This window comes from Arthrobacter sp. AOP36-C1-22, from assembly GCF_052377515.1.
In the GTDB taxonomy this organism is placed as follows: Bacteria; Actinomycetota; Actinomycetes; order Actinomycetales; family Micrococcaceae; genus Arthrobacter_H.
Map to the genome: position 1 here is coordinate 101,759 of NZ_JBQSWW010000005.1, position 25,666 is coordinate 127,424.

Consider the following 25,666-nt stretch of genomic DNA (forward strand, 5'->3'; position numbering starts at 1 on the left):
ATTGGTTCCATCATGACCACTTCGCACACCGACAGCACCCCCGCCCCCACCGATCTCGAGGATCCGACGCCCCCGGCGCCCGAACCCACCCCGCTGACGGAACCCCGCGATGGAGTTCCCCCCGTGGTCAACACCGACGCCGGTCTGCTCCGTGCCGCCCGCGCCCTGGCGGCCGGTAGCGGGCCGGTGGCCGTGGACGCCGAGCGGGCCTCGGGGTTCCGCTACGGCCAACGCGCCTTCCTGGTCCAGCTCCGCCGCCGCGGCGCGGGGACCTGGCTGATCGACCCGGTTCCCTTCAACGACCTACTCCCCGTGAACGAGGCCCTGCAGGGGGTGGAATGGATCCTGCATGCGGCCACCCAGGACCTTCCCTGCCTGGGGGAACTCGGGATGCACCCGGACGCGCTCTTCGATACCGAGTTGGCCGGGCGCCTCGCCGGCCTGCCGCGCGTCGGCCTCGGCCCGGTCGTGGAGTCCCTGCTGGGCCTGCGGCTGGCCAAGGAACACTCCGCCGCCGACTGGTCCACCCGCCCGCTTCCCGATTCCTGGCTCAGATACGCCGCCCTGGATGTCGAGGTCCTCGACGAGCTGCGGATCGCCCTGGCCGAGCTGCTGGAGGAATCCGGCAAGCTGGGGTTCGCGGCCGAGGAATTCGAGGCCATCCGCACCGCCCCGGCCCCGGCCCCGCGCGTTGATCCGTGGCGCCGGACCTCGGGCCTGCACCAATTGCGCGACCGTCGCCAGCTCGCTGCCGTCCGGGCCCTGTGGCTCGAACGGGAGTCGTTGGCGGAGAACCGCGACGTCGCCCCCGGCCGCCTCATTCCCGATGCCGCACTGATCGCGGCGGCCAAGGCCATGCCCACCACCGTCCCGCAGATGCTCAAGACCCCCGGTTTCCATGGTCGGGCGGCCAGCAAGGAAGCCCCGCGCTGGTTGCGCTGCCTGCAGTCGGCCCGGCATGCCGACGAGCTGCCACCCATGCACATCCCCACCTCGGCCCCACCGCCGGCCCGCACCTGGCCGGATAAGGACGAGGCCGCGGCCCGCCGCCTGGGCACCGCCAAACCCCGGGTCGCCCGGCGGGCCGAGCAGTTGGAGATGCCCACAGAGAACCTGCTGACCCCCGACACCCTGCGTCGGCTGGCCTGGCGACCACCGGAGGAGGTCACCCCGGAAGCCATCGCCGCCGCCCTGGCCGAACTGGGAGCCCGTGACTGGCAGATCCACGAAACCGCTCCGATCATCACCGTCGCCTTCCTGGATCCCGATCCCCTGCCGAAGAAGCACGCTTCCAAGGCCGAATGACCGGCCCCGCCCACCTGCTGCGGGGGTCTTGCGGCCCACCGGTGACACGGCGGGTCCCGCACGCCTTGCGCCTCTAGTTACTCACCGGTAACATATGGACTGGATCACATTCATTCCACGCAAGGAGTCACCCCCAGTGAGCCCAACATCCGCACGCGCGCTGCCGCGCAACCGGCAGGTCCGCGACGTCGTGTTCGTCGACGGCGTCCGCACCCCCTTCGGCAAGGCCGGAGACAAGGGCATCTACCACGGCACCCGCGCCGATGACCTGGTGGTCAAGTGCATCCGCGATCTGCTGCGCCGCAACCCCGAGGTCCCGGCGGAGCGCATCGACGAGGTCGCCATCGCCGCGACCACCCAGACCGGTGACCAGGGCCTGACCATCGGCCGTACGGCGGCCTTGCTGGCCGGACTGCCCCAGTCCGTTCCAGGCTTCGCCATCGACCGGATGTGTGCCGGAGCGATGACCGCGGTGACCACCACCGCCTCCTCCATCGCCTTCGGCGCCTACGACGTCGTCGTGGCCGGCGGTGTCGAGCACATGGGCAACCACCCCATGGGCGCCGATGCCGATCCGAACCCGCGCTTTGTCTCCGAACGCCTCGTGGACCCGGCGGCCCTGAACATGGGCAACACCGCCGAGAACCTGCACGACCGTTTCCCGGCCATCACCAAGGAACGGGCCGACCGTTACGCCCTGGCCAGCCAGAAGAAGCTGGCCGCCGCCTATGAGGCCGGCGACATCCAGCCCGACCTGGTTCCCGTCGCGGCGCGCCGCCCGGGTGAGGGATGGGCCCTCAACACCACCGACGAACCGCCCCGGCCCGGGACCACGCTCGAGGACCTGGAGTCCCTGCGCACCCCCTTCCGCGCCCACGGCCATGTCACCGCCGGCAATGCCGCCGGACTGAACGACGGCGCCACCGCGGCCCTACTGACCTCCTCCGAGACGGCCGAGGAGCTCGGGCTGGCCCCGAAGATGCGCCTGGTCGGCTACGCCTTCGCCGGCGTCGAACCACAGGTCATGGGCATCGGCCCGGTCCCCGCCACCCAGAAGGCCCTGGCCCAGGCCGGCCTGACCATCGAGGACATCGGGCTCTTCGAGATCAACGAGGCCTTCGCCGTGCAGGTCCTGTCGTTCCTGGACCACTACGAGATCGCCGACGACGACCCGCGGGTGAACCGCTATGGTGGGGCCATCGCCGTCGGGCACCCGTTGGCCTCCTCGGGCGTGCGGCTGATGAACCAGCTCGCCCGGCAGTTCGAAGCCGACCCCTCCGTGCGCTACGGCCTGACCACCATGTGCGTCGGCCTGGGCATGGGCGGCACCGTCATCTGGGAAAACCCCCACCACGCCGACTACGGGAAGGACGCCTGAGACATGGCCACCAAGGATTTTGACCGCTTCGAGGCACTCGCCGAGCAGGTCCCCGACGAAATCATCACCCACACCCTGGTTTCCGACGTCACGCTGGCCTCCGGGGCGACGCTGGCGTTGCTGACCCTGGACAACGGGCTGGACCACAGCAAGCCGACCACCCTGGGCCCGGGAACCCTCATCGAATTCGGGCGGGAACTCAACCGCCAGCACGAGAGGGCGGCTGCCGGGCAGATCCAGGCCCTGGCCGTCACCGGAAAACCCCACTTCCTCGTCGCCGGGGCGGACCTGACGACGGTGAAGACGCTGAAGAAATCCGCCAGCGGGGCACTGATGGCCGATCTCGGTCATGCCGCCTACGATCTGCTGGCCGATCTCGGGGTCCCCACCTTCGCGTTCATCAACGGCGTTGCCCTCGGCGGAGGGCTGGAGGTCGCGCTGGCCGCGAACTACCGCACCGTCTCCTCCGGGGCCAACGGCCTCGGTCTCCCGGAGGCGTTCATCGGCCTGGTCCCCGGATGGGGCGGCGTCTACCGCCTGCCGCGCCTGATCGGCCCCGAAGCCGCCACGACGGTGATGATCGAGAACCCGTTGAACAACAACCGCTCGTTGGCCGGCCCGGCCGCCTACAAGCTGGGCATCGCCGATGCCCTGTTCGAACCCGCCGACTTCCTCGAGCAGTCCCTGGCTTGGGCGGATACCGTCCTGTCGGGGGCCGAGGTGGCCCGGCCGAACGCCGTGGATCCGGCCGCCGATCCGGCTGTGGCCGAACGGTGGGATGCCGCCGTCGCCAAGGGCCGGGCCTTCGTCGAGGCGAAGACCGCCGGCGCCGCTCCGGCCCCGGGCAAGGTCCTGGATGTGTTCGAGGCCGGCAAGACGATCAGCCAGGGGGAATCGGCGCGGCTCGAATGCGCCGCCCTGGTCGAACTGATGCAGACCCCGCAATTCCACGACACCGTCTACTCCTTCCTGGATCTGGTGCAGAAGCGGGCCAAGCGCCCGGCCGGGGCCCCGGACCGCAAGCTCGCCCGCCCGGTCACCAAGATCGGTGTCGTCGGGGCCGGGCTGATGGCCGGACAGTTCGCCCTGCTCTTCGCCAGGTTGTTGAAGGTCCCGGTGGTCATCACCGATATCGATCAGGGCCGGGTGGACAAGGGCCTGTCCTACATCCATGGCGAGGTCGATAAGCTGCTGGCCAAGAAGCGGATCTCCGCGGACGCGGCCAACCGCACGAAGGCGCTGGTCACCGGTTCGGTCTCCAAGGAGTCCTTCGCCGACGCCGATCTGGTCATCGAGGCCGTCTTCGAGGAACTCCAGGTCAAGAAGCAGGTCTTCGCCGAGGTGGAGGCCGTGGTCTCCCCCGAATGCATCCTGGCCACCAACACCTCCTCCTTGTCGGTCACCGAGATGGCCGCCGATCTGTTACACCCCGAGCGGGTGGTCGGTTTCCACTTCTTCAACCCGGTGGCCGCCATGCCGCTCATCGAGATCGTGCGGGCCCCCAAGACGGACGACGCCATCCTGGCCACCGCCTTCGCCGTGGCCAAGGACCTGCGCAAGACGGCGGTCCTGGTCAAGGATGCGGCGGCCTTCGTGGTCAACCGTGTCCTGCTGCGCCTGATGGGCGAGGTGTCCAACGCCTTCGACGACGGCACCCCCGCCGAGATCGCCGACAACGCGTTGCGCCCGATGGGTCTGCCGATGAGCCCGTTCACGCTCCTGGCCATGGTCGGGGTCCCGGTCGCCCAGCACGTCACGGAATCCCTCCATGAGGCCTTCGGCGACCGTTTCCGAGTCTCGGCGAACCAGCAGGCACTGATCGACCACGGCGTGAAGTCCCTCTGGGTCCAGCACGACGACGGCACCCGGTCCATCCCGGACTCCACCCTCGAGCTGCTCAGCTTCGGTTCGACGCCGAGCACGTCCGAGGAGTTGCTGGTCCGCACCCAGGAGGCCCTGGCCGAAGAGATCGGCCTCATGCTCGACGAGGGGGTCGTCGCCGGTCCCGAGGACATCGACCTGTGCATGATCCTCGGCGCCGGATGGCCGATGCACCTGGGCGGCATCACGCCGTACCTGGACCGCGTCGGTGCCTCCGAACGCATCCGGGGGGCCCGCTTCCACGCGGAGTGACCCACCGGATCCTGTGAGTTGTCCGACATGACGGCGATGCCCCGCTGACGGGGCATCGCCGTCATGCGCGGTCATGAAAGGATCAGGGCATGAACACCTCAGCACAACCGTGCCGCCGTCTGGTTCTGGGTTCCACGCTCGCCCTCGGCGCGGGCACGACGCTCGCCGCCTGCGGCGATGGTTCCTCCGCGGCGCCGCAGAACACTTCCCAGCCCGTGCCGGAACCGGCCGGGAACCCCTTGACCGTCGCCCCCGTGGCCGATCTCCCCGTGGGGTCCATGGTCAACGTCGACGCCGAGGCCACCGGCGAGACGTACCTGCTCTACCGCAAGGACGAGGAAACGGTCCTGGCCTATACGGCCGTCTGCACGCATGCGGGCTGCCGGGTGGGCCCGGGCGAGGAGGACTTCATCTGCCCCTGCCACGAATCGCATTTCGACCCCGCCGACGGCACGGCCACCGGTGGCCCCGCCCGTGAGGCCCTGACCCGCTTCGCGGCGGAAATCGCCGATGGGCAGATCCTGCTCTACCCCTGAGCCCCCCGTGGTGTTCCACGCTGGTTCCCCCCGGGATGCCACAATGGCAGCATGGAACACTTCACAGCACACACCACGGGACGACGGGCCGTTCTGGGCGGATCATTGGTCCTGGGGGCCGGGGCGGCGTTGGCGGCCTGCGGTAGCGGATCCTCGGTCGATGAGATCCCCGAACCCAGCGGCGAGGCCACGAAGGCAACCACCACCGACGAATTGGCGGTGGGCCAGAGCGCCTCGGTGGCCGTTGACGGTGACACCTACCTGCTCTGGCGCCAGGACGAGGACACCGTCCTGGCGTATACGGCGGTCTGCACCCATCAGGGCTGCACGGTGGGTGTGACCAAGAAGGATTTCAAATGTCCGTGCCACGGTTCCGAGTTCTCCCATGAAGACGGCTCGGCCGTGGTCGGGCCGGCGTCGAAGCCCCTGGCGCGTTTTGCCGCGGAGATCAAGGGCAAGGACGTCCTGATCTACCTCTAGGCGGTCCCGCGTCCCGGGATCAGGGGCGGGCTCCGTGGAGCAGGAAGCGGGCCGTTGAATCCTGCAGCCCGGCAATGGTTTCCCAGGCCGCTGAGCCGGCGTCGTCTCCGACGCGCACGGAATACGCCCCGGCCCATTCGCTGGCCAGGATCTCCCCGTCGACGACCCAATGGCTGGCCCCGCGCTGGTCGTCGTCGAAACGGTCGAAGCGCAGCACCGGTCCCCCGTCGAGGGACGGGGCCACGTAGGCAGGGGGGCGGGGATCCTCGACCGCCACCAGGCGGGTCTGCTGGACCTGTCCGTCGTCGTCGCGGATGCTGCTCCAGGCCGCTTCGGCCCGTCCGCGACCCACCAGGTTGCGCACCACGAGGAATTCCCCGTAGCCCGGGACCGTTCCCGCCGGGGCCTGCCGGCTCACCCCCGTGGGGAGTTCGCGCCCATCAGGGGTGATCAACGATTCGGCGCTGACGACGGGCAGGCTGCCGGTGTGGGTCCAGTTGGCCGGATTATGCAGCAGGACCGGTTGGTCCATGCCGCTGGAATGGAACCAACTCAGATCCCAGTCGGGTCCAGGCACGAAGCGGATGCGTGACTCGGCCAGGTAGTCCCCCGATTCGTCCTCGATGGCGATGCGGGTCAACAGCACCGAATATTGCCAGATGCGGTGCAGGGCACCAACACGTTGGCCACCCACCCAGAACGTTTCCCAGCGTTCGAAGTCCGGCAGCGTGTTCAGGTCCTCCACGGGTTCGGCCATGAGGTCCCTTCCTAGAAGAGGGCGACTTTCGGTTCACGAGGAAAGATCCGGTCCAGTTCCGCCAGGTCCTCGGCGTCGGGCTTCCACTGGGCGGCGGCGGCATTCTGGTGGATCTGCTCCACCCGGGTGGCTCCGGCGATGACGCTGGACACCGGGTCCTGGGCCGCCAACCAGGAGAAGGCCACCTGCACCGGTGTCAGTTCCCGTGCCGAGGCGAAATCGGACAGTTCGGACAACTGGTCGAAGTCGACCTTGTCCAGCAGGTTCTGCCGCGAGTGGCTCAGCCGGCTGCCGCCGGGCGCCTGCCGTGACGTGTATTTGCCGGTCAGCAAGCCATTGGCCAGCGGGAAGTAGGGCAGCACGCCCAACCCGTAGGCATTCGAGGCCGGGAGAACTTCGAGTTCGGCCCGGCGGTCGAGCAGGTTGTAGTGGTTCTGGCTTGAGATGAACCGGGTGTAGCCTCCACTGCGGGCGGTGAATTCGGCATCGGCGATCTGCCAGCCGGCCCGGTTCGAATGCCCGATGTAGCGGACCTTGCCGGAGGCCACGAGGTCATCGAGGGCGGCCAGCGTCTCATCGATGGGGGTCAGGTCGTCGGGGGTGTGGAACTGGTAGAGGTCGATGTAATCGGTCCCCAGCCGGCCCAGGGACGTCTCCACGGACTGCATGATGTACTTGCGGGACCCTCGGGCCCCGAAGTCCCGGCCGTTGGCTCCCCCGGCGTCCATGCCGAATTTCGTGGCCACCACGACCTCGTCCCGCCGCGTGCCCAGGGCCTTGCCCAGGCGGGTCTCCGCCAGTCCTGGTTCGCGCCCATAGGTGTCGGCGGTGTCGAACAGGGTGATGCCGGAGTCCAGGGCCGCGTGCACGATCGCGTTGGTGCCCTCCTGCGATTCGGTGGCGGTGCCGCTGCGGCCGAGGTTGTTGCACCCCAGGCCCACGACGGAGACACTCAGCCCCGAGCGGCCCAGCCGACGGTATTCCATCTCGGGGTGTGGCTGGGCGGTGGCGGCGCGGGTCGAATTGCTGGAGGAGCTCATGGGATGCGTCCTTTCGGAAGGAGGGGCTGGACGGGAACGGATCAGGCCACGGAGAACGGAGTCTTGGGCGGCATCGGATACTTCTGTTTGGCCGCCTCGGGGGCGTCGTGGGGTGCCACACCGATGGAAAGTTTGGTGAAGTCGAGTTTGGCCTGCCGAATGCACGTGGTGATCGCGGTGACCGCCTTGCCTGGCTCCGGGGAGAGGATGCGGATATTGAGTTTACGGGGGGCAAAGTCGCTCGACTCCACCGTGCCCAGACCGCGCCAGGCCAGATGGCCGCGCAGCGCTTCCATCGCCTTATCGCGCAAGTATTCGTCGCGCTGGGTTCCTTCGGTGGTCTTCAACGCATATTGGGCAATCACCCACGATTGGTCGGCCCCGGTCAGTTCGGCAAACCCGTCCGTGGCGCATTGGTCGGCGAAGGCCTCCATCAAACCCGCCCCCCGTTCGGCATCGACGTCGACGGCTTCCTTGGTGGTGGACAAATTTCCGACGGTGCCGTGGTTGATCACGAACTGGCCGGCTTCCTCGCCCTCGCCCTGCTCGAACCAGGCCTCACGGAATTGCAGGACCCCGTCGTCGTCGCGGCGGTAGGTGCGCTGGATCGGCATGCGATTCTCCTCGGTTCGGGCCTGTGCTCATGCTGTGGTTCGGCGCCCCCGCTTCGGTGGCGGCGCGTCGACGCATCTAGCCTACTGCCTGTGCCAGCAGCCGGTGTCCGCGCTCGAACCAGGCGTCGGCGCACACCCCGAACGGTTCCTTCAGGGTTTTCACGCCCACCAGCAACTCCTGGGCGGCGGCACGCATCCGCTCTGCCAGTTCTTCGGGGTAGCCCATGGACAGGGCGTGCTCCTCGAATTCGTCCTCGTCGTCGAGGTAGATGCCCCGGCGCGTGGAACGGACCACGTCCAAGTCCATATCAACGGAGTTGAACTCCCACCCGGAGGGCTTCAGCGCTTGCCAGCCCAGATTCCGGGAGACATCGATATAGAGCCGGAAGTGACCGGGATGGGAATCGTCGTAAAACGTGGCGACCCAATCGGCTGCGTGGGGAAACAGGCAAATGGCATCCGACTCCGCGGCGAAGGCAGCGCCGGGTCGGGCCACCAGCGAACCTGCCGGTTGGATGACCCAGTGCCCGTGTTCGTCGGCCCCCAGGTACCTGCCGGGGACGACCCAATGCGGCCAGCCATCATGTTTCCACGCCCGGGCGATCACCACGTCACCTACGGAAATGTCACCGGGGGCTGCAGCCAACGATTCTAGCCGGCTCATAGGCGGGGTATCTGGCCGGTGGGGGCGTCCTGGCCGGGTAGCGGCCGGGCGAAGGGGACCTTGGTTCCCAGCACCTGGGCCAGGGTGTCCTGGGTGATCTGGTTGGCGGTCAGGCCAACCCGCTCCAGGATCTGGTTCCGAGAACCGTGTTTGAGGAACTGCGTCGGCAGGCCCACTTCGTTCAGTGCCGTATCGACACCTGCGGCACGCATTTCCTGGCGGATCCGCGAGCCGACGGCGCCGGCCTTCACGCCGTCCTCGATGCAGACCACGATCCGGTGGCGCGCCGCCAAGGAGATGATGGATCGGGCGACCGGAAGGACCCAACGCGGATCCACCACCGTGGAACTCACCCCCTGGGCCTCGAGCCGTTCTGCGACCTCCAGGCTCAATCCGGCCATGGAACCGACAGCGACGATGAGGACATCCCGCTCTCCTTCGCCGTGCCGCGCCAGCACGTCCACGCCGTCGTCGAGACGTTCAATGGCTTCCAGTTCCTGACCGACACTGCCCTTGGAGAAGCGCAGGACGGTGGGGGCATCGTTGATGGCTACGGCTTCGCGCAGTTCCTCACGCAACCGGGTGGCGTCGCGCGGTGCCGCCAGGGAGAGCCCGGGGACCGACTGCAGCAACGACATATCCCACATCCCGTGGTGGCTCGGCCCGTCGGGGCCGGTGACCCCGGCCCGGTCCAACACCACGGTTACTCCGGCACGGTGCAGGGCGACGTCCATGAGCAGCTGGTCGAACGCCCGGTTCAGGAACGTCGCGTAGAGCGCCACCACCGGGTGCAGGCCACCGAAGGCCATGCCGGCGGCGCTGGTCAACGCATGCTGCTCGGCGATACCGACGTCGATGACCCGTTCCGGGTGGCGGGCGGCCATCGTGGACAGCCCGACCGGGATGAGCATGGCTCCGGTGACGGCGACGATGTCTCGGCGTTCGTCGGCGATCTCGGCAATCTCTTCGCCGAAGACCGAGGTCCAGGACTGGGCTCCGGGCCGGGAGACGGGTTCGCCGGTTTCGGGGTCGATCACGCCCACCGAATGCATCTGGTCGTTCGGGTCGGCCAGGGCGGGACCGTAGCCACGCCCCTTCTCGGTGAGCGTATGCACGATCACCGGGCCCTCGTACTGCCGAGCCTGCTGCAGGGCCTCTTCCACGGCCTCCTGGTTGTGCCCGTCGATCGGGCCGATGTACTTCATGCCCAGATCCTCGAACAGCCCCTGCGGGGCCCACCAGTCCTTCATGCCCTTCTTGGTGGCGTGCAGCGACTTATAGGCAAAACGGCTCACGGCGCCGCCTTGCTGAAGTCGGTCCTTCCACCAGTTCAGGGTGTCTTCGTAGACGGGGTGGGTCCTGACCTTATCCAGGGTGCGTTGGCGCAGGGCGCCCAACTGGTCGGCCAGACCGCCGACGGTGGGGGCGTAGGACCGGCCATTATCGTTGACCACGATCACGACCCGGCGATCCTTATCGGCGGCGATGTTGTTCACGGCCTCCCAGGCCATGCCGCCGGTCAGGGCTCCGTCCCCGACGACGGCGACGACGTAGCGGTCCCCTTCCCCGGAAAGCTTCCGGGCCCGGGAGATGCCCTCGGCCCAGGATAGCGAACTGGAGGCATGCGAGGACTCGACGATGTCGTGGACCGATTCGGAGCGTTCGGGGTAGCCGGCGAGCCCGTCCTGTTGGCGCAGCGTGGAGAAGTCCTGCCGCCCGGTCAGCAGCTTATGAACGTAGGACTGGTGTCCTGTATCGAAAACGATGGAATCACGCGGGGAATCGAAGACCCGGTGGATCCCCAACGTGAGCTCCACGACCCCCAGATTCGGGCCCAGATGTCCTCCGGTACGGGAGACGTTGGCAATCAGGAAGGCCCGGATCTCCTCCGCCAATTGCTGAAGCTGTTGCGCACCCAGACCACGCAAATCGCGCGGCTCATGGATGGTCTCGAGCAATCCCATGCCGGTTCGTCCTTTCGCAGCCGGAAACATCATTCCATCGTACTGCGCACGGCGACGGGTTCTCGACCCGGCACCGCCTGCGCGGACTCAGGCAAACCGAGGAAAGTGGCGGCGGCGTCGTGCCCGGTGACCTGCAGCGACCAGTCGGGCCGCCGCAGGAGCTCGGAGGTCAGCCGCACTCGTTGTACCTCCTGGGCGGAGTCGCCCCACATCCGCCGGGTCACCCCGTTGTCCTGGTATCCCACGGCGCGCGAGACCCCCAACGAGGAGAGGTTCCAGCTGGCGGCGTCGGATTCGGCCACCTGGGCACCGAGGTGGTCGAAGGCATAGAGCACGACGGCGGTGCGCATCTCCGTACCGATGCCCCGTCCTTGGGCCGAACGAGTCAACCAGGAGCCGGTGGTGACCAGTCGCATCCGGGCGAAATCCTGCCCCAGCAGATCCTGCATCCCCACCAGTTCGCCTTCATGCCAGACCCCGAAGGACAGCGTCCAGTCCCCGGGCTGCGTCTGGGCGCGGGTCCGCCACACATGGCGGGCCATGTTCGCCGGCAGCTCGGCATCGGGGACGTCGGTCCAGGGAAGGGAGAAGGGGCTGCGCCCGGGCTCGTGGATGCCGCTGAGCCCGGCAGCTTGGAAGGCCGGCAGGTCCTCGTCGGTGATCGCCCGCAGCTCCAGGCGCGGAGTGGACAGGTGCAGGCCGAAGAGCGGCCACGAGTCGGTCAGTGCGTCCATCTCCAAATCCTATAACCCCCGCCGCGCCAGCCGGGCCCGGGCACGCAAAAGGGCGGGCCACCCGGTATCCCGGATGGCCCGCCCCGTCTGCGGTGGATCTGCGGTTAGCTGCCGGAGATCTGACGCAGCACGTACTGCAGGATGCCGCCGTTGCGGTAGTAGTCGGCCTCACCGGGGGTATCGATGCGCAGCACGGCATCGAATGACTGGGTGGAGCCGTCTTGCGCGGTGGCGGTGACCTTCAGCGTGGAGGGGGTGGTCCCCTCGTTGAGTTCGGTCACACCGGCGATCGAGAAGGACTCGGTGCCGTCCAACCCCAGGGTCGAGGTGGACTCGCCCTCGGGGAACTGCAGCGGCAGCACGCCCATCCCGATGAGGTTCGAGCGGTGGATCCGCTCGTAGCTCTCGGCCAGGACGGCCTTGACGCCCAACAGTGCGGTGCCCTTGGCGGCCCAGTCACGTGAGGAGCCGGAACCGTATTCCTTGCCGGCCAGCACGACCAGCGGGGTCCCTTCGGCTGCGTAGTTCGTCGCCGCGTCGAAGACCGTGTTCTGCGGTCCGCCGTCCTGGGTGAAGTCGCGGGTGAAGCCACCCTCGATGTTGTCCAGGAGCTGGTTGCGGATGCGGATGTTCGCGAACGTACCGCGGATCATGACCTCGTGGTTACCACGACGGGAGCCGTAGGAGTTGAAGTCCTTACGATCCACGCCATTGGCCAGCAGGTACTGTCCCGCCGGGGAATCGGACTTGAACGAGCCGGCCGGGGAGATGTGGTCGGTGGTGACCGAATCGCCCAGCTTCAGCAGCACGCGGGCACCGTCGATGTCGGAGACCGGCTCCGGCTGTGCCTTCATGCCATCGAAGTATGGGGGCTTGCGCACGTAGGTGGAATCCTCGGCCCATTCGAAGGTGTTGCCAGCCGGGGTATCCAGCGCCTTCCAGCGGTCGTCGCCGTCAAAGACCCCCTCGTAGCCCTTGGCGAACATGTCCTTGTCGATGGAGGCGTCCATGACCTGCTGGACCTCGACCGGGTTCGGCCAGATGTCCTTCAGGAAGACGTCGGTTCCGGCGTCGTCCTGGCCCAGTGGCTCGGATTCGAAGTCGAAGTCCATGGTCCCGGCCAGGGCATAGGCGATGACCAGCGGCGGGGAGGCCAGGTAGTTCATCTTCACGTCCGGGTTGATCCGGCCTTCGAAGTTGCGGTTACCGGAGAGGACCGAGGTGACGGAGAGGTCGTTGGCCTGAATGGCTTCGGCGATCTCCGCTTCCAATGGGCCTGAGTTGCCGATGCAGGTCGTGCAGCCGTAGCCGACGATGTAGAAGCCGAGCTTCTCCAGGTACGGGCTCAGGCCGGACTTCTCGTAGTAGTCGGTGACGACCTTGGAGCCGGGGGCGACGGAGGTCTTGACCCACGGCTTCGAGGCCAGGCCCTTGTCCACGGCGTTGCGGGCGAGCAGGGCTGCTGCGAGCATCACCGAGGGGTTGGACGTGTTGGTGCACGAGGTGATCGAGGCGATGGAGACGATGCCGTGGTCCAGCGAGAATTCGCGGCCATCGGCGGTCTTCACGTCCACGGACTTCGAGGGACGGCCCACGTTGCGATCGTCGGCGTCACCGGCGGCGTAGTTGTGGATGTCCTTGCGGAACTGTTCCTTCGCGCTGGTCAGCTCGATGCGGTCCTGGGGACGCTTCGGGCCGGCGATGGAGGGAACCACGGTGGACAGGTCCAGCTCGAGGTACTCGGAGAAACGCAGTTCCTTGGACGGGTCGTGCCAGAGGCCCTGTTCCTTGGTGTAGGCCTCCACGAGGGCGACGTTCTCTTCGGAGCGGCCGGTCAGGCGCAGGTAGTCCAGGGTCACGTCGTCGATGGGGAACATGGCTGCGGTGGAGCCGAACTCCGGGGACATGTTGCCGATCGTGGCGCGGTTGGCCAGCGGCACCTGGGCGACGCCTTCGCCGTAGAACTCGACGAATTTGCCGACCACGCCGTGCTGGCGCAGCTTCTCGGTGATCGTGAGGACGACGTCGGTCGCGGTGGCACCTGCGGGGATGGAGCCGGCGAGCTTGAAGCCCACCACCCGCGGGATCAGCATGGAGACGGGCTGGCCGAGCATGGCCGCCTCGGCCTCGATGCCGCCGACGCCCCAGCCCAGCACACCCAGGCCATTGACCATGGTGGTGTGCGAGTCGGTGCCGACGCAGGAGTCGGGGTAGGCGCGCAGCTTGCCGTCGACCTCGCGGGTCATGACCGTGCGGGCCAGGTACTCGATATTGACCTGGTGCACGATGCCGGTGCCCGGGGGGACGACCTTGAAGTCATCGAACGCCGTCTGGCCCCAACGCAGGAACTGGTACCGCTCGCCATTGCGCTGGTACTCGATCTCCATATTGCGTTCGATGGCGTCCTTATTACCGAACACGTCGATCTGGACGGAGTGGTCGATCACCATTTCCGCGGGAGCCAGCGGGTTCACCCGGGTCGGGTCACCACCCAGGTCCTCGACGGCTTCACGCATGGTGGCCAGGTCGACCACACACGGCACACCGGTGAAGTCCTGCATCAGCACGCGGGCCGGAGTGAACTGGATCTCCGTGCTTGGCTGGGCGTTCTGATCCCACTGGGCCAGCGCACGAACGTGGTCGGCAGTGATGTTCTTGCCGTCCTCGGTCCGAAGCAGGTTCTCCAGAAGGATCTTAAGGCTGTACGGAAGGCTGTCGCTGCCCTCGACCGCGTTCAGCCGGAAAATTTCATATTCGTTGCCTTGGACGTCCAATACGCCCTTGGCACCAAAGCTGTCCACATTACTCACTGGGACTCCTCTCGCCAGACTTTCATCTTTGTTGCACGCACGGGCATCCCGCCAGTAAGGCGAACCTAACCGGCCGGGAAGCACGATGGGATTGCGGCAGAGCTGCCCCCAGTCTATCCGTTGGCCGAAGGGACCAGCGCCGCCACGCACTCCACGTGGTGGGTATGCGGGTAGAGATCCAGGGCCCGTACCGATTCGGTGGCGTAGCCCTTCGCGGCAAAGTCGCGTAGATCCCGAGAGAACGACGCCGGATCGCAGGAAACGTAGGCGATCCGTCCCGGTCGGGCGGCGCTGACGGCGGCCACCCCGGCCCGTCCGAGGCCGGTGCGTGGCGGATCCAGCACCACACCGTCCAGGCCCCGGGGCAACCGGGCCACCTCGGCACGCAGGATCTTTTCCACCCGGCCCTGGCGGATCAGGACCTGGTCCAGCCCCTGGATGTTGCGGCGGGCATCTTTGCTGGTTCCCGGGGCCCCTTCGATCGACAGGACGATCCCCTGCGCCCCGACGGCGCGGGCCAAGGGCACGGTGAACAGTCCGGCGCCGGCATAGAGGTCGGCACAGGCCTGGCCCGGTTGCGGGTCCAGGATCGCTTGGACGGCGTCGTTCAGGGCGTCGGGGGCACTGCGGTGGATCTGCCAGAACCCCTCCCCGGTGACCCGGTAGGTTTCCCCGGCGGCCTGTTCGGCCACCCAGGTCCTGCCGCGCAGTCGGTGCAGGGTTCCCGCCCCGTCGGCCGCCGCACCGCCGTGTTGGGTGATCAGCGCCGCGTTGCTGCCCTCGGGCAGGGCCTTGGCCAGGCGTGTCGCGGCTCCCGGGGTGGCATCGGCCCGTTCGACGAGGAGCACCAGCGGTGCCCCGCCGGCCGAACCGGCCGCGACCTCGATCCGGTCCAGCCCGCGCAACGGCAACTCGGCCAACGACAGGTCGTTGATCGCCGCCACGGCCAGCGGCAGGTCGCGGATGGGGACGAGCCGGTCGGAATGGTGGGCGTTCATGGCCAGTCGTCCCGACGCGTCGACGCTGAAGGCCGCCCGGGTCCTCCAGCCCAGTCCGTCCCCGCGCTCGCCCGGCGCGGCCTCGACCCCGGTGAAGCCGACGTCGTCGGCATCCAGACCGGCCAATCGTTCAAGTTGTTCGCGGACGACCGCGGATTTCAGTTCCCGCTGGTATCCAAGCTCCGCATGCCCGAACTCGGCCCCGCCGACCGGCAACTCCCCCGCGGCGTGGCGGGCGATGGCATCGGCTTCGGGCCAGAAATGCGGTACCCGGTGCGCGGAGGCCTCCAGCATCTCCACCGCGTCGGCCCGCCAGAAGCGGGCCTCCTGCCCGGCGTCGGTCAACCGGGCCCGGACCCGTTCACCGGGCAACGCATGGCGGACGAAGACCACCCGGCCCTGGTACCTGGCGACGAAGTGGCCCCCATGGGCGGGGGCGCCGATCTCGACCTCGATCAGATCGCCCGTCGCCGGTTCTTCCTGCTGGCTCACCTGCTGCTCCCGCCGTCGTGCTCTCGTGGTTGGCCTTCGGTCCCGGTGATCCCGCGCTCGTGTTCGAAGAGTGCCCGCCCGTGGGTTTCCTCCGAGAGTTGCCAGGGGACGCTGGCGACCACGACGCCCGGGACGAAATGCAGCCGGGTCTTGATGCGCAACGCCGTCTGGTTGTGCACCAGCTGCTCCCACCAGCGTCCGACCACGTATTCGGGGATGTAGACGACCACCAGGTCACGGGGTGAATTGGATTTGATGGTCTTGATGTAGTCGATGATCGGCGCCGCCGTCTCGCGGTAGGGCGAGGCGAGCACGGTGATCGGCACCGGGATCTGCAACCGCTCCCATTCGGCCACGGTGCGTTCCGTGGCATCCTGGTCGATGTCCACGATGATGGCATCGAGCTTCGAGGGGCGGCCGGCCCGGGCGAAGGCCACCGCCCGCAGCACCGGTTTGCGCAGCGTCGACACGAGTATCAGGGCATGCACGCGGGCCGGAAGGGCCTTGGCGGTGCCTCGCCCGTCGACCGCCAGTTCACGGTCGACCGCCGCATAGTGGGCGTGGATCGAGGACATGATCAGATACATCGCCAGGATCGCCACCACGGCCAACCAGGCACCGAAGATGAATTTGGTGACCAGCACGATCACCAGCACGGCGGCGGTGAGGACGAACCCGACGAGGTTCAGCAGGCGCGAGCGCATGATCCGGTGGCGTACCCGCTGGTTGGCGGTGCTGGCCAGTTGCCGGCTCCAGTGCCTGACCATGCCCAGCTGGCTGAGCGTGAAGGAGACGAAGACCCCCACGACGTAGAGCTGGATCAGGGTCGCCACATGGGCGCCGAACACCAACACCAGCACCAGGGCCCCGACGCCCAGGGCGATGATGCCGTTGCTGAACCCAAGCCGGTCCCCCCGGGTCCGCAGCTGCCGGGGAAGATAGCCGTCGGTGGCCAGATGCGAGGCCAGGTTGGGGAAGGAGCTGAATGCGGAATGCCCGGCCATGCCCAGCACGGCGACGGTGACGGCCAGGATGATGTAGAAACCGACGCTACCGCCGCCGAAGACGGCGTGGGCCAGCTGGCTGAGCACCGGGTTCTGGATGTAGTCCCCCGGGATCGATCCGCCGTCGACCGCAAGGTTCCGTTGCGGGTCCTCGACCATATGCACCCGGGCGGCGCGGGCCAGGAACATGGTGCCCAGGGTCAGTACCGTGGCGATGAGGCCCAGCAGCAGCAGGATCGATGCGGCGTTCCGGGCGCGCGGCCGGGCCAGGTTCTGGACGTTGCTGATGGGCGCTTCGATCCCCGTCAGTGCCGCCGAGCCGGTGGAGAAGGCGCGCAGCACCAACACGGCGCCCAGCAGTCCGGTCAGTGCCGGGTCGTAGCCCTGCTGCGGCAGGATCTCGAACCCTGCGCTGGGGGCCGAGCCCAACCGGCCCATGGCGGCACTGATCGTGCCGGTGAGGATCATCACCAGCATCGCGCCGATGAACAGATAGGTCGGCAACGCGTTGCCCAGCCGAGACCGGCCCAGCCCGCGCAGGTTCAGCAGCGCCAGGATCACGACGCCGGCACCGGCGAGCAGCGATTGGTGCCCGTCCAGCCCCGGGAAGGCCGCGACGACGTAGTGTGCGGCGGCGGACATGGACACCGCCACGGTCAAGACGAAGTCGACCAGCAGGGCCGAGGCCACCGTGGTGCCGGCCCGGGGCCCGAGGTTGACGCTGGCGATCTCATAGTCCCCGCGTCCCGAGGGGTAGGCCTTCACCGATTGCCGGTAGGACGCGATGATCACCATCATCACCGCCATGATGGCGATGCCGATCAGCGGCGAGAAGTAGATCGCCGACAGTCCGGCGATGGCCAGGGTCATGAGGACTTCATCGGGGGCGTAGGCCACGGAAGACAGCGCGTTGGAGGACAGCAGGGGAAGCGCCAGCCGGCGGCGCAGGGGCGCCTGCTTCAGCCGTTCGGTGCGGAATGGTCTGCCAACCAGGATCCGTTTCAGCGCGTCGAGGAACGTCAGCACCAGTCAAAGCTAGCCCGTGAACGGCATATCTGTCATACACGCCGCACCGCCACCGGCTCCTGCACGCTTCCCGCGTGGGAGACTGGGAGCCATCATCGGGGTCGGAAAGGCCCCGCCGTCAGCAGGACAATCGCGGGGAGCAAGGCATGGCCCATTTCGTCATCATGGGGTGCGGGCGCGTCGGCGTCACGTTGGCCCACACCTTGGACGACGCCGGACACACCGTGGCGATCATCGACCAGGACGACCGGGCGTTCCGTCGTCTACGGCGCGGATTCACCGGCCAGAAGGTCAGCGGGGTCGGCTTCGACCGGGAAACCCTGGAACGGGCGGACATCTCCAACGCCTACGCCTTCGCGGCGGTCTCCAGCGGCGACAACTCGAACATCCTGGCCACCCGGGTGGCCCGCGAAAACTACCACGTCCCCCATGTGGTCGCCCGGATCTACGACCCGGGGCGGGCCGAGATCTACCAGCGGCTGGGGATCCCCACCGTGGCGGCGGTGCGCTGGAGCGCCGACCAGGTCCTGCGTCGGGTCCTGCCCGAACAAGGCATCAACGGCGATTTCCGTGAAGCCTCGGGCCGGCTGATCCTCGGCGAGGTGTCGGTCCATGACCAGTGGTACGGACGCAGCCTGGCCGAAATCGAGGAGGTCTCGGGGATCCGGGTGGCCTATCTGACCCGGTTCGGCGAGGGCCAGATCCCCCGCCCCGATGCCCGGCTGCAGCAAGGCGACATCCTGCACGCCATGATGGCCGTCGCCTCCCTGGGAGAGATCGACAGGATACTTTCCAAGGCCCCCACCACCCAGTTGCCCGACGACGAGGAGAACCAGTGAAGATCGTCATCGCGGGGGCCGGCAGCGTCGGCTCCTCCATCGCCAAGGAACTCCTCTCCCACGGTCACGACGTCCTGTTGATCGATGAGAAGCCTGAAGTCGTCGGGCGCAGCGGCGTCCAGGGTGCCACCTGGCTGTTCGGGGATGCCTGCGAGCTCACCACGCTCAAGGACGCCCATCTGTCCGATGTCGACGTGGTGGTTTCGGCCACCGGCGACGATAAGGTCAACCTGGTCGTCTCCCTGCTGGCCAAAAGCGAATTCGGGGTCGGGCGGACCGTGGGCCGGGTCAACAACCCGAAGAACGATTGGCTCTTCGACGACGCCTGGGGCGTCGACGTGGCCGTGAGCACCCCGCGCATGATGACCGCCCTCGTGGAGGAAGCGGTCGAGGTCGGGGACGTGGTGCGGTTGCTGACGCTGCAGACCGGGGTGACCTCCATGGTCGAGTTCACGGTCCCCACCGATGCGGCATTGATCGGCAGCACCCTGGGTGAGGTCCCGTGGCCGCAGGACACCGCGGTCGTGGCGATCCTGCGTGATGACCTGGCGATCACCCCGAGCCCCGATGACGTGATCGAAGGGGGCGATGAGCTGTTCTTCATCACCGCAATCGCCGCCGAGGACGATCTGCGGGCCGTCCTGCGCCTGGATACCAGATCACGGAACGACGACGAATCCCAGGACGCCTCGGACGCCTTCCGCGACTGAGCCGCGGCGGGGTGGCCCCGGGCCGCCCCGGGGGCCGGCCCGGTGGGACCAGCCCCGGAGGATCAGCCCTGCCGAGTCAGTCCTGCGGGGCCTGCTGCGGTCCGGGCTCGGCGTCCAGCGCCGTCGACGGCCGGGAGACCAGCCAGGCCAGCCAGAGCCCCATGGCATAGAGCGGGATGCCCATCACGATGCGCGCCGCTCCCAGCGCCTCGATGTTCTCCGCCGCATACAGCGGCAGCTGCACCAGCAGCCGGGCCGCCATGACCCCGGCGATGATCCAGGTGGCCACCGCGTAGGAGAGGCGGCGGGCCCGCTGGGCCCGCCATTCGATGCCTTCACCGCGGATGAAACCGAAGACCAGGCCCATGAGCGGCCAGCGGACCAGGATGGACACCACGAAGGCCACCAGGTAGGCGCCGTTAGTGTAGAAGCCGGGCACGTAGAAGTCCCGGGCGTTGCCGGTGGTGCGGGCGAACACGGCGCAGATCAGCACACCGAACAGCCCGGTCAACGCCTGGGTCAACCCTGTTTTGCGCACCAGCCGGGCGATGGTGAAGACGGCCGCGATGGCCAGCGAGGAAATCAGTGCCGGGTTCAGTTCCCGCAACACCATGAAGACCACCAGGAAGACGATTCCCGGCAACAGTGCCTCGATCAGGCCGCGGATGCCGCCCACGGTCTTCAGGACATCGACCTGTCCCGCGGCGGTCCGGTGGATGCCCGAGCCTTCAGCCAATCGACGTCCGAGATCCTCAGCCTGGTCGTGGCCGTCATCTGCGGTCGGCTCCCCCTCGGGGTGCTGGCTCATACCTGGTCCTCCACGTCGTGGTCGTCCTCGGGCAGGATCTCGTACCGGGGGTTGTAGATGGTGGGCACCCCGTCGACGCGGGCGATCATCCCCTCGAACAGCAGGCGGGTGCCCGCTTCGATGCCCGGGACCCGGCGCTGGCCGTTCCAGACCAGCACGATCCGTGCCACCGGGGAGCGTCGTCCCCCGGGTGGGGCCGGTGCGTCGACGATTCCGGCGGTGAAGACCGGGGCCTGGGCGCTGGGCAGGATCCTGATGTTCTCCACGAAGCCGCGGGCAAGCACCCGCCCCCGTTCGGGGAGCCGGGCCAGGGCGGAGCAGCGTTCCGGTTCATCGGCCCCGGTGTATCCACCGGGTCGGGAGGCCAGGCCGCGGCGTCGGGCTGCGACGCCACGCTCAGCCAATTTCGGTGATCTCCGGTCCGCGTTCGGGCCGACCCTGCAGTGAACGTTCGCTGCTGGTGTCCGTCTTTTCCTCGGTCTCCTCGTCGGTGTCGGTCGCCGACCGGGTCACGGCACCGGCCGGCATCGTCAACGGGAGCAGTTCCTGGGGCGGCATCGGCTGGTCGCCGCGTTCGACGACCACCCGGGCCAGACGGTCCTCGAGGCGTTCGGCCTGGGCGCGGTCCAGGGTGGCCGGACCGCCGACCACGGCACGCAGGAACCAGCGTCCCCCGTCGATGCCGATGAACCTGGCGACCATGTATCCCTGCTCGCCATCGGGGCCGTCCGCGGGTACGCGGGCCACCAGTTCGGTGCCGAACCGTCCTTCGACGCGATCGATCTTGCCGTTCTGCTCCCCGATGCTCTCCTCGATCTGGGAGGAGATCCCCTCCCAGAGGCCGCTGGACTTCGGGGCGGCGAAGACCTGGAGCTGCAGGCGTGAACCGTCCAGTTCAAGGGCGGCGGCAATGACCCGTTGGGAGCCTTCTTCGACTTCCAGGCGCAGCTGCATGCCTTCGACCGGTTCTATCTTCAGGGCCCCGAGGTCGATGTAGTGTCCGTGTTCCGGGGCATCCTCCAGATCGAAGGGTCCTTGTTCGTTCCCGGCGGCGACGGAATCCGTGTCCTGGACCTGCTCGTCCCCGGTGGCGGCGTCGTCGTTCGTTGAATTATTGCGGCGTTTGAAAATCATCGTTGCTCCTCCCGGCCCGACGGGCCGCAGGTGGTGAAGTAGGGGTGGTGGCTCAGCGAGCTGCGGCGTCGGCGAATCCTCCGGTCGAGCCGAAGCCCCCGGCGCCGCGCACCGATTCGGGTAGTTCCGCGACGGGGATGAACGCCGCATGCTCCACGCGCTGGATGAGCAGCTGGGCGATCCGGTCGCCACGGTTGAGTTCGATCGGCGTCCGGGTGTCGGTGTTCAGCAGGGTCACGCACAACTCACCGCGGTAGCCGGCGTCGACGGTTCCCGGGGCGTTGACGATGCTCAACCCCTTTTTCGTGGCTAGCCCCGACCGCGGGTGGACCAGGGCGACGAACCCCGGGGGCAAGGCGATGGCCACTCCGGTGGGGACCAGCTTCCGTTCCCCCGGAGCCAGGACGACATCCTCGCGGGTGCGCAGATCGGCGCCGGCATCCCCGGGATGGGCATACGACGGCGGCTCCAGTCCGGGGTCGAGCATCTTCAGCTGGACGTCAAGGGTGGTGGTGGGCTGCTCGGGCATCGTAGCCGGATTCTCCAGGGCGTTGAGGGTCATGACCGTGTTCACTCTAGCCCGATTGCCGTCCAGCCCCAATGTGTCCACGACAGGCTCTGGGCGAACTAAGCTGGTGTCATGCCTGATTCGACCCCTCCTGCAGCGTCCCCCGAGATCTTCCGCGAAAAACTGTGGCCGGCCTGGTGGATGTGGATCCTCGTGGTGGGCACCGGTTTCGCCGGCACGGCGATGGTCCTTCCCATCAACCTGAACGTTTCCATCATCGTGGGAATCGTCGTGTTCATCGCCGTCGGTGCCACGCTGCTGGCCCTGACCCCGACCATCAGCCTGACCCGGGAGTGGTTCAAGGTCGGCCGGGCCAGCATCGAGTGCCGCTACATCGGCGAGGTCTCCGCCCATCGCGGCGAGGAAGCCACCCATGCACGGGGCCCGGCCCTGGACGGGACCGCCTATTTGTGCCTGCGCGGCTGGATCGACCCGGTCGTGAAGCTGGAGATCGTTGATCCGCTCGATGCCACCCCCTATTGGCTGGCTTCGACCCGTCGCCCGGAGGAGCTGGTCAGGGCGCTGCAGCAGACCGCACGCGCCTAGACCCGGCTCCCCCTCCCGGCCTCTCGCCCCGGCGGGACCCCGGGGTGCGGGGCCGTCGAAGGCCTCAGCCCTCGCAGTCCTTGCAGTAGAACAGCCCGCCCTTTTCCTTCGCCACCTGGGACCGGTGTCGGACCAGGAAGCAGGAAGCGCAGGTGAATTCGTCGGTCTGGGCGGGGAGGACCCGGACCAGGAGTTCCTCGCCGGAGAGATCGGCCCCGGGCAGCTCATAGCCTTCGGCCAGCTCGGTCTCGTCCTCGTCGACCACCGGTGACTGGTGGCCCTTGCCGCGACCCTTCAGTTCCTCCAACGATTCCTGGTTGGGTTCGTCGTCGGTCTTCCGCGGCGCGTCGTAGTCTGTCGCCATAGTCTCTCCATCACGCTCCGGTCATTGCTCGATGGGGGCCGTCCAGGTCCCCGGCACCGTTGCTGCAGCAGCATCGGGCCGTGGTGCGGGTTCGAGTCGATCGGGGGCGGCCCGGCGTTCCCGACCCTCAAGGTACAACGCCACCGGGGCGCATTTTGTGCCCGCAACGCACAGATTGTTCACCATCGGGGGGTAAAAAGCCAATGACCCGCGCCCCGTGACCGGGGCCCGGGGGATGAGGCCGGCGCCCCGCCGTGGCCCCGGCCCGCAGATCAGGGGTTCCCCCGCGGTTCCCGGGGCCGCCTGAGAGTAAACTAACCGCGCCACACCAGGGCAAATAATGACTTTTCCACCCACCCGGTGGCAGAGTCGTATCCGTACGTGAGCGTCCGTGGAGGGAAAGTATGCAGCAACTTCGGCTCGTAGGTGTCCAAGAGGATGGCGAGCACCTGCTGTTGAGCAGTGACGATGGGTCCAGCTTCGTGCTGCGCATCGACGAGGCGCTCCGCGCCGCCACTGCCCGGCCCATTGGCCGACCCGCCGCGTCGGGCGCGGAACAGGAACCGGCGGCGTTCTCCCCCCGGGAGATCCAGACCCGGATCCGCAACGGCGCCACCGCCGAGGAGGTTGCCGAGGAATCGGGCTTCCCGTTGGACCGCGTGCTGCGGTACGAAGGTCCCGTCCGCGCCGAACGCGACTACGTCGCCCAACAGGCCCGTGGGGTGGAGGTCTCCGCCCCCCAGGCCCATGACACCTACCGTTCGGCCTTCGGCGATGAGCCGGCCTCGCTCGGGGAGATGGTCGACGTCCGGCTCAATGCCTTGGGCGTCAGCGCCGCCTCCCTGGTGTGGGATGCCTGGCGCCGCAGCGACGGCTCCTGGAACATCTCGGCTGAATTCGATGCCTCGGGCTCGGAAACCGATGCCAGCATCGGCGAAGAGCCCCCGGCCATGTGGGTCTTCCATCCGGCCCGTAAGTCCCTGCAGAACGCCAACCGCTGGGCCCAGGTCCTCAGCGAACTGGAACCGGTGGAGAACGCGTTCACCAATCGTCGCCTCACTGCCGTGGCCGACCGGCCTTTTGATTTCGAGTCCGACGCCGGCCATGACCCGCAGGGCCCCGACGCGGCGGCGACCTCCCCGGGCGATCCGGAGGCCGAGGAACTACTCGACGTGCTGCGCGCCCGCCGGGGACAACGACTCGGTGTGGACGAGGAAGGCGACGACGCCCTGGCGATGATGCTGTCCCAGGGGTCCATCCCCGCCGCCCATCCGCGGGACGAGGATTTCGCCGATGAGGGCGAAGCCCGTCGCCTGGGAATCGTTCCACCGCATGACGACGATGATGACGAGCTGCCGCATCTGCATGACGGGGTCAGCACGAACACCAGTGAATACACCGTCGTGCCCGGTCTCTCGGCCGCGGATTTCCGCCACGCCGAGGATACCGTGACCCGTCACGAGGACTCCGAGGACGACGGCGGCCAGGGGCGCAAGAAGGCCAAGCGCTCCTCGGTGCCCAGCTGGGACGAGATCGTCTTCGGCAAGGGCAAGAAGCGCGACTAGCGCCCCGGCGCCCCGGGCTACTTCGGGGTGGCCAGGGTCAGGAGCGGGATCTCCCGCTCGGCCCGCGTCATTGACCCGTGCTGGCCGATCATTTCCATGGCCCGGGGTGAAACCCGCCGGCCGTCGAAGAGTGCCAGTTCCCCGCTGGCCAGGACCAGCACATCACCGATCCGTGATCTGACCCGCTCGTCCACTTCCCCGAAGTAGCCGTGGTCGATGGCCTCGTCCCGGGTGATGACCCAGGCCTTCGCCCCGAAGGCCTCCTTCCAGTTCCGGATCAGCGCGGCGCGGGTCGCTTCGGTGGCGTCATGGCTGAAGTGCAGTTGCACTGCCCGCGGTTCCCCCGCCGTCAGGGCGATCCCCTCCAGCAGTTCCGGATCCCGTGAATAGTCGATGCGCGCTTCGGGCCGCACGTCGACCATGCCGTGGTCGGCGACCAGCAGCAACAACGTGCCCGCCGGGACCCGTTGGGCCAGGGTGCGCATGTTCGCGTCGAGTTCCTCCAGCTCGCTGAGCCATTGGGGCGAATCGCTGCCGAATTTATGCCCAGCCTTATCAAGTTCGTTCCAGTAGCAGTACACCAATGACCGATCGTGGGCGGCCAGGGCTTCGGTGGCGGCCCGCACCCGGGCCTGGGGGGTGCCCGCCGGGAGGAACTCGCCCCCCTTGAGCGAGGCGCGGGTCAAGGCCGAATCGCTGAAGCGGGGCAGGCTCGCCGTGGCCACATGGACATGCTCCGAGGCCTGGTCCATCACCGTCGGATACGGCTGCCACACCGCCGGATCCAGATCCTCCGGCCAGTTCCCGAGCATGTTCACCACCCGCGGTACCGCCGGATCAACGACGTCGTACCCGACGATGCCATGCCGGCCCGGGGGCACACCGGTGCCCAGGCTCGACAGCGACGCCGCCGTGGTGGTGGGGAACGAGGCATCGAGCGTCCGTGAATTGGCCATCTTCGAGCGCAGGAACGGGGCATGCCCCGAGCGCGCCTTCAGCAGTGATTTACCCAGACCGTCGGCCATCACCACGCAGACCTTGCGGGCCTTGGGCAGGGACAGGACGTTGCTGAACCCGGGGACTCCCAGGACGGCGGCGGCGCTGGACATCACCACCGAGAGATCGGCGGTGCCGTAGCGCGGCGGCGCGGGCAGCGGGTCGGCGGGTTCGAGTCGGGTGGGGCGGGCTGTGCTCACG

Annotated in this window: 25 protein-coding genes; 9 read left to right on the forward strand and 16 right to left on the reverse strand. The window is 67.9% G+C overall.

Annotation, left to right across the window (positions count from 1 at the left end):
- Positions 1-12: 12 nt before the first annotated feature.
- The 5 genes from ACT3S6_RS04770 (at position 13) to ACT3S6_RS04790 (ending at position 5,832) form a co-directional block, all read left to right on the forward strand.
- Positions 13-1,305 carry an HRDC domain-containing protein gene (locus tag ACT3S6_RS04770; RefSeq protein ID WP_444554011.1) on the forward strand — a complete coding sequence of 431 codons (1,293 nt, stop codon included), beginning with the start codon at positions 13-15 and terminating at the stop codon, positions 1,303-1,305.
- 136 nt (positions 1,306-1,441) lie between these two features.
- Positions 1,442-2,683: a thiolase family protein gene (locus ACT3S6_RS04775; protein ID WP_444554012.1), complete on the forward strand. Its 1,242-nt coding sequence runs from the start codon at positions 1,442-1,444 to the stop codon at positions 2,681-2,683.
- A gap of 3 nt (positions 2,684-2,686) precedes the next feature.
- Positions 2,687-4,816 (forward strand): 3-hydroxyacyl-CoA dehydrogenase NAD-binding domain-containing protein, encoded by a 2,130-nt coding sequence (locus ACT3S6_RS04780; RefSeq protein WP_444554013.1) that lies wholly within the window; start codon positions 2,687-2,689, stop codon positions 4,814-4,816.
- Between the two features lie 89 nt (positions 4,817-4,905).
- A complete protein-coding gene (locus tag ACT3S6_RS04785; RefSeq protein ID WP_444554014.1) occupies positions 4,906-5,352 on the forward strand; it encodes a Rieske (2Fe-2S) protein in 447 nt (148 codons plus the stop codon).
- A gap of 51 nt (positions 5,353-5,403) precedes the next feature.
- Complete coding sequence (locus tag ACT3S6_RS04790; protein ID WP_444554015.1) at positions 5,404-5,832, forward strand: Rieske (2Fe-2S) protein; 429 nt, start codon at positions 5,404-5,406, stop codon at positions 5,830-5,832.
- Between the two features lie 19 nt (positions 5,833-5,851).
- On the opposite strand, the gene ACT3S6_RS04795 is transcribed toward ACT3S6_RS04790, so the two are convergent.
- The 9 genes from ACT3S6_RS04795 to ACT3S6_RS04835 all read right to left on the reverse strand — a co-directional run bounded on the left by ACT3S6_RS04795 (position 5,852) and on the right by ACT3S6_RS04835 (position 17,935).
- On the reverse strand, positions 5,852-6,589 hold the full coding sequence (locus ACT3S6_RS04795; RefSeq protein WP_444554016.1) for a hypothetical protein: 738 nt from the start codon (positions 6,587-6,589) through the stop codon (positions 5,852-5,854).
- Between the two features lie 11 nt (positions 6,590-6,600).
- On the reverse strand, positions 6,601-7,575 hold the full coding sequence (locus ACT3S6_RS04800) for an aldo/keto reductase (RefSeq protein ID WP_444554054.1): 975 nt from the start codon (positions 7,573-7,575) through the stop codon (positions 6,601-6,603).
- Positions 7,576-7,670: 95 nt separating this feature from the next.
- Positions 7,671-8,243: a hypothetical protein gene (locus tag ACT3S6_RS04805; RefSeq protein ID WP_444554017.1), complete on the reverse strand. Its 573-nt coding sequence runs from the start codon at positions 8,241-8,243 to the stop codon at positions 7,671-7,673.
- Between the two features lie 76 nt (positions 8,244-8,319).
- The gene (locus ACT3S6_RS04810; protein ID WP_443383500.1) at positions 8,320-8,907 is read right to left on the reverse strand and encodes a DUF402 domain-containing protein; all 588 of its coding nucleotides are present in this window, start codon (positions 8,905-8,907) and stop codon (positions 8,320-8,322) included.
- Positions 8,904-10,871 (reverse strand): 1-deoxy-D-xylulose-5-phosphate synthase, encoded by a 1,968-nt coding sequence (gene dxs / locus ACT3S6_RS04815; RefSeq protein WP_443346163.1) that lies wholly within the window; start codon positions 10,869-10,871, stop codon positions 8,904-8,906. Before dxs ends, ACT3S6_RS04810 begins: the two co-directional genes overlap by 4 nt.
- A 29-nt stretch (positions 10,872-10,900) precedes the next feature.
- Entirely contained in the window at positions 10,901-11,605 is a 705-nt protein-coding gene (locus tag ACT3S6_RS04820) for a GNAT family N-acetyltransferase (protein ID WP_444554018.1), read from the reverse strand.
- 104 nt (positions 11,606-11,709) lie between these two features.
- Positions 11,710-14,415 (reverse strand): aconitate hydratase AcnA, encoded by a 2,706-nt coding sequence (gene acnA / locus ACT3S6_RS04825; RefSeq protein ID WP_444554019.1) that lies wholly within the window; start codon positions 14,413-14,415, stop codon positions 11,710-11,712.
- A 113-nt stretch (positions 14,416-14,528) separates the two neighbouring features.
- Positions 14,529-15,905, reverse strand: a complete 1,377-nt coding sequence (locus ACT3S6_RS04830; protein WP_444554020.1) for a class I SAM-dependent RNA methyltransferase — start codon at positions 15,903-15,905, stop codon at positions 14,529-14,531.
- Positions 15,902-17,935, reverse strand: coding sequence for an APC family permease (locus tag ACT3S6_RS04835; protein WP_444554021.1), 2,034 nt, complete (start codon positions 17,933-17,935; stop codon positions 15,902-15,904). The genes ACT3S6_RS04830 and ACT3S6_RS04835 overlap by 4 nt, the downstream gene beginning before the upstream one ends.
- 146 nt (positions 17,936-18,081) lie before the next feature.
- Here ACT3S6_RS04835 and ACT3S6_RS04840 point away from each other — a divergent pair, with 146 nt between their 5' ends.
- Both ACT3S6_RS04840 and ACT3S6_RS04845 read left to right on the forward strand, forming a co-directional pair.
- On the forward strand, positions 18,082-18,774 hold the full coding sequence (locus ACT3S6_RS04840; RefSeq protein ID WP_444554022.1) for a potassium channel family protein: 693 nt from the start codon (positions 18,082-18,084) through the stop codon (positions 18,772-18,774).
- Positions 18,771-19,484 (forward strand): potassium channel family protein, encoded by a 714-nt coding sequence (locus tag ACT3S6_RS04845; RefSeq protein WP_444554023.1) that lies wholly within the window; start codon positions 18,771-18,773, stop codon positions 19,482-19,484. The genes ACT3S6_RS04840 and ACT3S6_RS04845 overlap by 4 nt, the downstream gene beginning before the upstream one ends.
- A gap of 76 nt (positions 19,485-19,560) precedes the next feature.
- Here the strand turns inward: ACT3S6_RS04845 and ACT3S6_RS04850 are convergent, their stop codons facing one another.
- The 4 genes from ACT3S6_RS04850 to dut are packed head-to-tail and all read right to left on the reverse strand — an operon-like array spanning position 19,561 to position 21,988.
- Positions 19,561-20,292 (reverse strand): DUF3159 domain-containing protein, encoded by a 732-nt coding sequence (locus ACT3S6_RS04850; RefSeq protein WP_444554024.1) that lies wholly within the window; start codon positions 20,290-20,292, stop codon positions 19,561-19,563.
- The gene (locus ACT3S6_RS04855) at positions 20,289-20,696 is read right to left on the reverse strand and encodes a hypothetical protein (protein WP_444554025.1); all 408 of its coding nucleotides are present in this window, start codon (positions 20,694-20,696) and stop codon (positions 20,289-20,291) included. The genes ACT3S6_RS04850 and ACT3S6_RS04855 overlap by 4 nt, the downstream gene beginning before the upstream one ends.
- Complete coding sequence (locus ACT3S6_RS04860; RefSeq protein ID WP_444554026.1) at positions 20,689-21,426, reverse strand: DUF3710 domain-containing protein; 738 nt, start codon at positions 21,424-21,426, stop codon at positions 20,689-20,691. Before ACT3S6_RS04860 ends, ACT3S6_RS04855 begins: the two co-directional genes overlap by 8 nt.
- 52 nt (positions 21,427-21,478) lie before the next feature.
- Positions 21,479-21,988 carry a dUTP diphosphatase gene (gene dut, locus ACT3S6_RS04865; protein WP_444554027.1) on the reverse strand — a complete coding sequence of 170 codons (510 nt, stop codon included), beginning with the start codon at positions 21,986-21,988 and terminating at the stop codon, positions 21,479-21,481.
- A 78-nt stretch (positions 21,989-22,066) separates the two neighbouring features.
- On the opposite strand from dut, the gene ACT3S6_RS04870 reads away from it, so the two are divergent.
- Positions 22,067-22,540: a DUF3093 domain-containing protein gene (locus tag ACT3S6_RS04870; protein ID WP_444554028.1), complete on the forward strand. Its 474-nt coding sequence runs from the start codon at positions 22,067-22,069 to the stop codon at positions 22,538-22,540.
- Between the two features lie 64 nt (positions 22,541-22,604).
- Here ACT3S6_RS04870 and ACT3S6_RS04875 read toward each other — a convergent pair whose 3' ends face one another.
- Both ACT3S6_RS04875 and ACT3S6_RS04880 read right to left on the reverse strand, forming a co-directional pair.
- Complete coding sequence (locus tag ACT3S6_RS04875) at positions 22,605-22,904, reverse strand: DUF4193 domain-containing protein (protein WP_444554029.1); 300 nt, start codon at positions 22,902-22,904, stop codon at positions 22,605-22,607.
- A gap of 21 nt (positions 22,905-22,925) precedes the next feature.
- Positions 22,926-23,048 (reverse strand): hypothetical protein, encoded by a 123-nt coding sequence (locus tag ACT3S6_RS04880; RefSeq protein WP_444554030.1) that lies wholly within the window; start codon positions 23,046-23,048, stop codon positions 22,926-22,928.
- A gap of 260 nt (positions 23,049-23,308) precedes the next feature.
- Here ACT3S6_RS04880 and sepH point away from each other — a divergent pair, with 260 nt between their 5' ends.
- Positions 23,309-24,469 carry a septation protein SepH gene (gene sepH, locus ACT3S6_RS04885; protein WP_444554031.1) on the forward strand — a complete coding sequence of 387 codons (1,161 nt, stop codon included), beginning with the start codon at positions 23,309-23,311 and terminating at the stop codon, positions 24,467-24,469.
- Between the two features lie 17 nt (positions 24,470-24,486).
- On the opposite strand, the gene ACT3S6_RS04890 is transcribed toward sepH, so the two are convergent.
- Positions 24,487-25,665, reverse strand: coding sequence for an alkaline phosphatase family protein (locus ACT3S6_RS04890; protein WP_444554032.1), 1,179 nt, complete (start codon positions 25,663-25,665; stop codon positions 24,487-24,489).
- Between the last annotated feature and the right edge of the window lies 1 nt (position 25,666).

Bases quoted from the DNA above. Each gene is read 5' to 3' on its own strand.
- ACT3S6_RS04785 (WP_444554014.1), top strand. From the start codon at position 4,906: ATGAACACCTCAGCACAACCGTGCCGCCGTCTGGTTCTGGGTTCCACG.
- ACT3S6_RS04860 (WP_444554026.1), bottom strand. From the start codon at position 21,426: ATGATTTTCAAACGCCGCAATAATTCAACGAACGACGACGCCGCCACC.
- ACT3S6_RS04795 (WP_444554016.1), bottom strand. From the start codon at position 6,589: ATGGCCGAACCCGTGGAGGACCTGAACACGCTGCCGGACTTCGAACGC.
- ACT3S6_RS04870 (WP_444554028.1), top strand. From the start codon at position 22,067: ATGCCTGATTCGACCCCTCCTGCAGCGTCCCCCGAGATCTTCCGCGAA.
- dut (WP_444554027.1), bottom strand. From the start codon at position 21,988: ATGACCCTCAACGCCCTGGAGAATCCGGCTACGATGCCCGAGCAGCCC.
- ACT3S6_RS04810 (WP_443383500.1), bottom strand. From the start codon at position 8,907: ATGAGCCGGCTAGAATCGTTGGCTGCAGCCCCCGGTGACATTTCCGTA.
- sepH (WP_444554031.1), top strand. From the start codon at position 23,309: ATGCAGCAACTTCGGCTCGTAGGTGTCCAAGAGGATGGCGAGCACCTG.
- ACT3S6_RS04850 (WP_444554024.1), bottom strand. From the start codon at position 20,292: ATGAGCCAGCACCCCGAGGGGGAGCCGACCGCAGATGACGGCCACGAC.
- ACT3S6_RS04800 (WP_444554054.1), bottom strand. From the start codon at position 7,575: ATGGAATACCGTCGGCTGGGCCGCTCGGGGCTGAGTGTCTCCGTCGTG.
- ACT3S6_RS04820 (WP_444554018.1), bottom strand. From the start codon at position 11,605: ATGGACGCACTGACCGACTCGTGGCCGCTCTTCGGCCTGCACCTGTCC.
- ACT3S6_RS04840 (WP_444554022.1), top strand. From the start codon at position 18,082: ATGGCCCATTTCGTCATCATGGGGTGCGGGCGCGTCGGCGTCACGTTG.
- ACT3S6_RS04790 (WP_444554015.1), top strand. From the start codon at position 5,404: ATGGAACACTTCACAGCACACACCACGGGACGACGGGCCGTTCTGGGC.
- ACT3S6_RS04805 (WP_444554017.1), bottom strand. From the start codon at position 8,243: ATGCCGATCCAGCGCACCTACCGCCGCGACGACGACGGGGTCCTGCAA.
- dxs (WP_443346163.1), bottom strand. From the start codon at position 10,871: ATGGGATTGCTCGAGACCATCCATGAGCCGCGCGATTTGCGTGGTCTG.
- ACT3S6_RS04875 (WP_444554029.1), bottom strand. From the start codon at position 22,904: ATGGCGACAGACTACGACGCGCCGCGGAAGACCGACGACGAACCCAAC.
- ACT3S6_RS04780 (WP_444554013.1), top strand. From the start codon at position 2,687: ATGGCCACCAAGGATTTTGACCGCTTCGAGGCACTCGCCGAGCAGGTC.
- ACT3S6_RS04770 (WP_444554011.1), top strand. From the start codon at position 13: ATGACCACTTCGCACACCGACAGCACCCCCGCCCCCACCGATCTCGAG.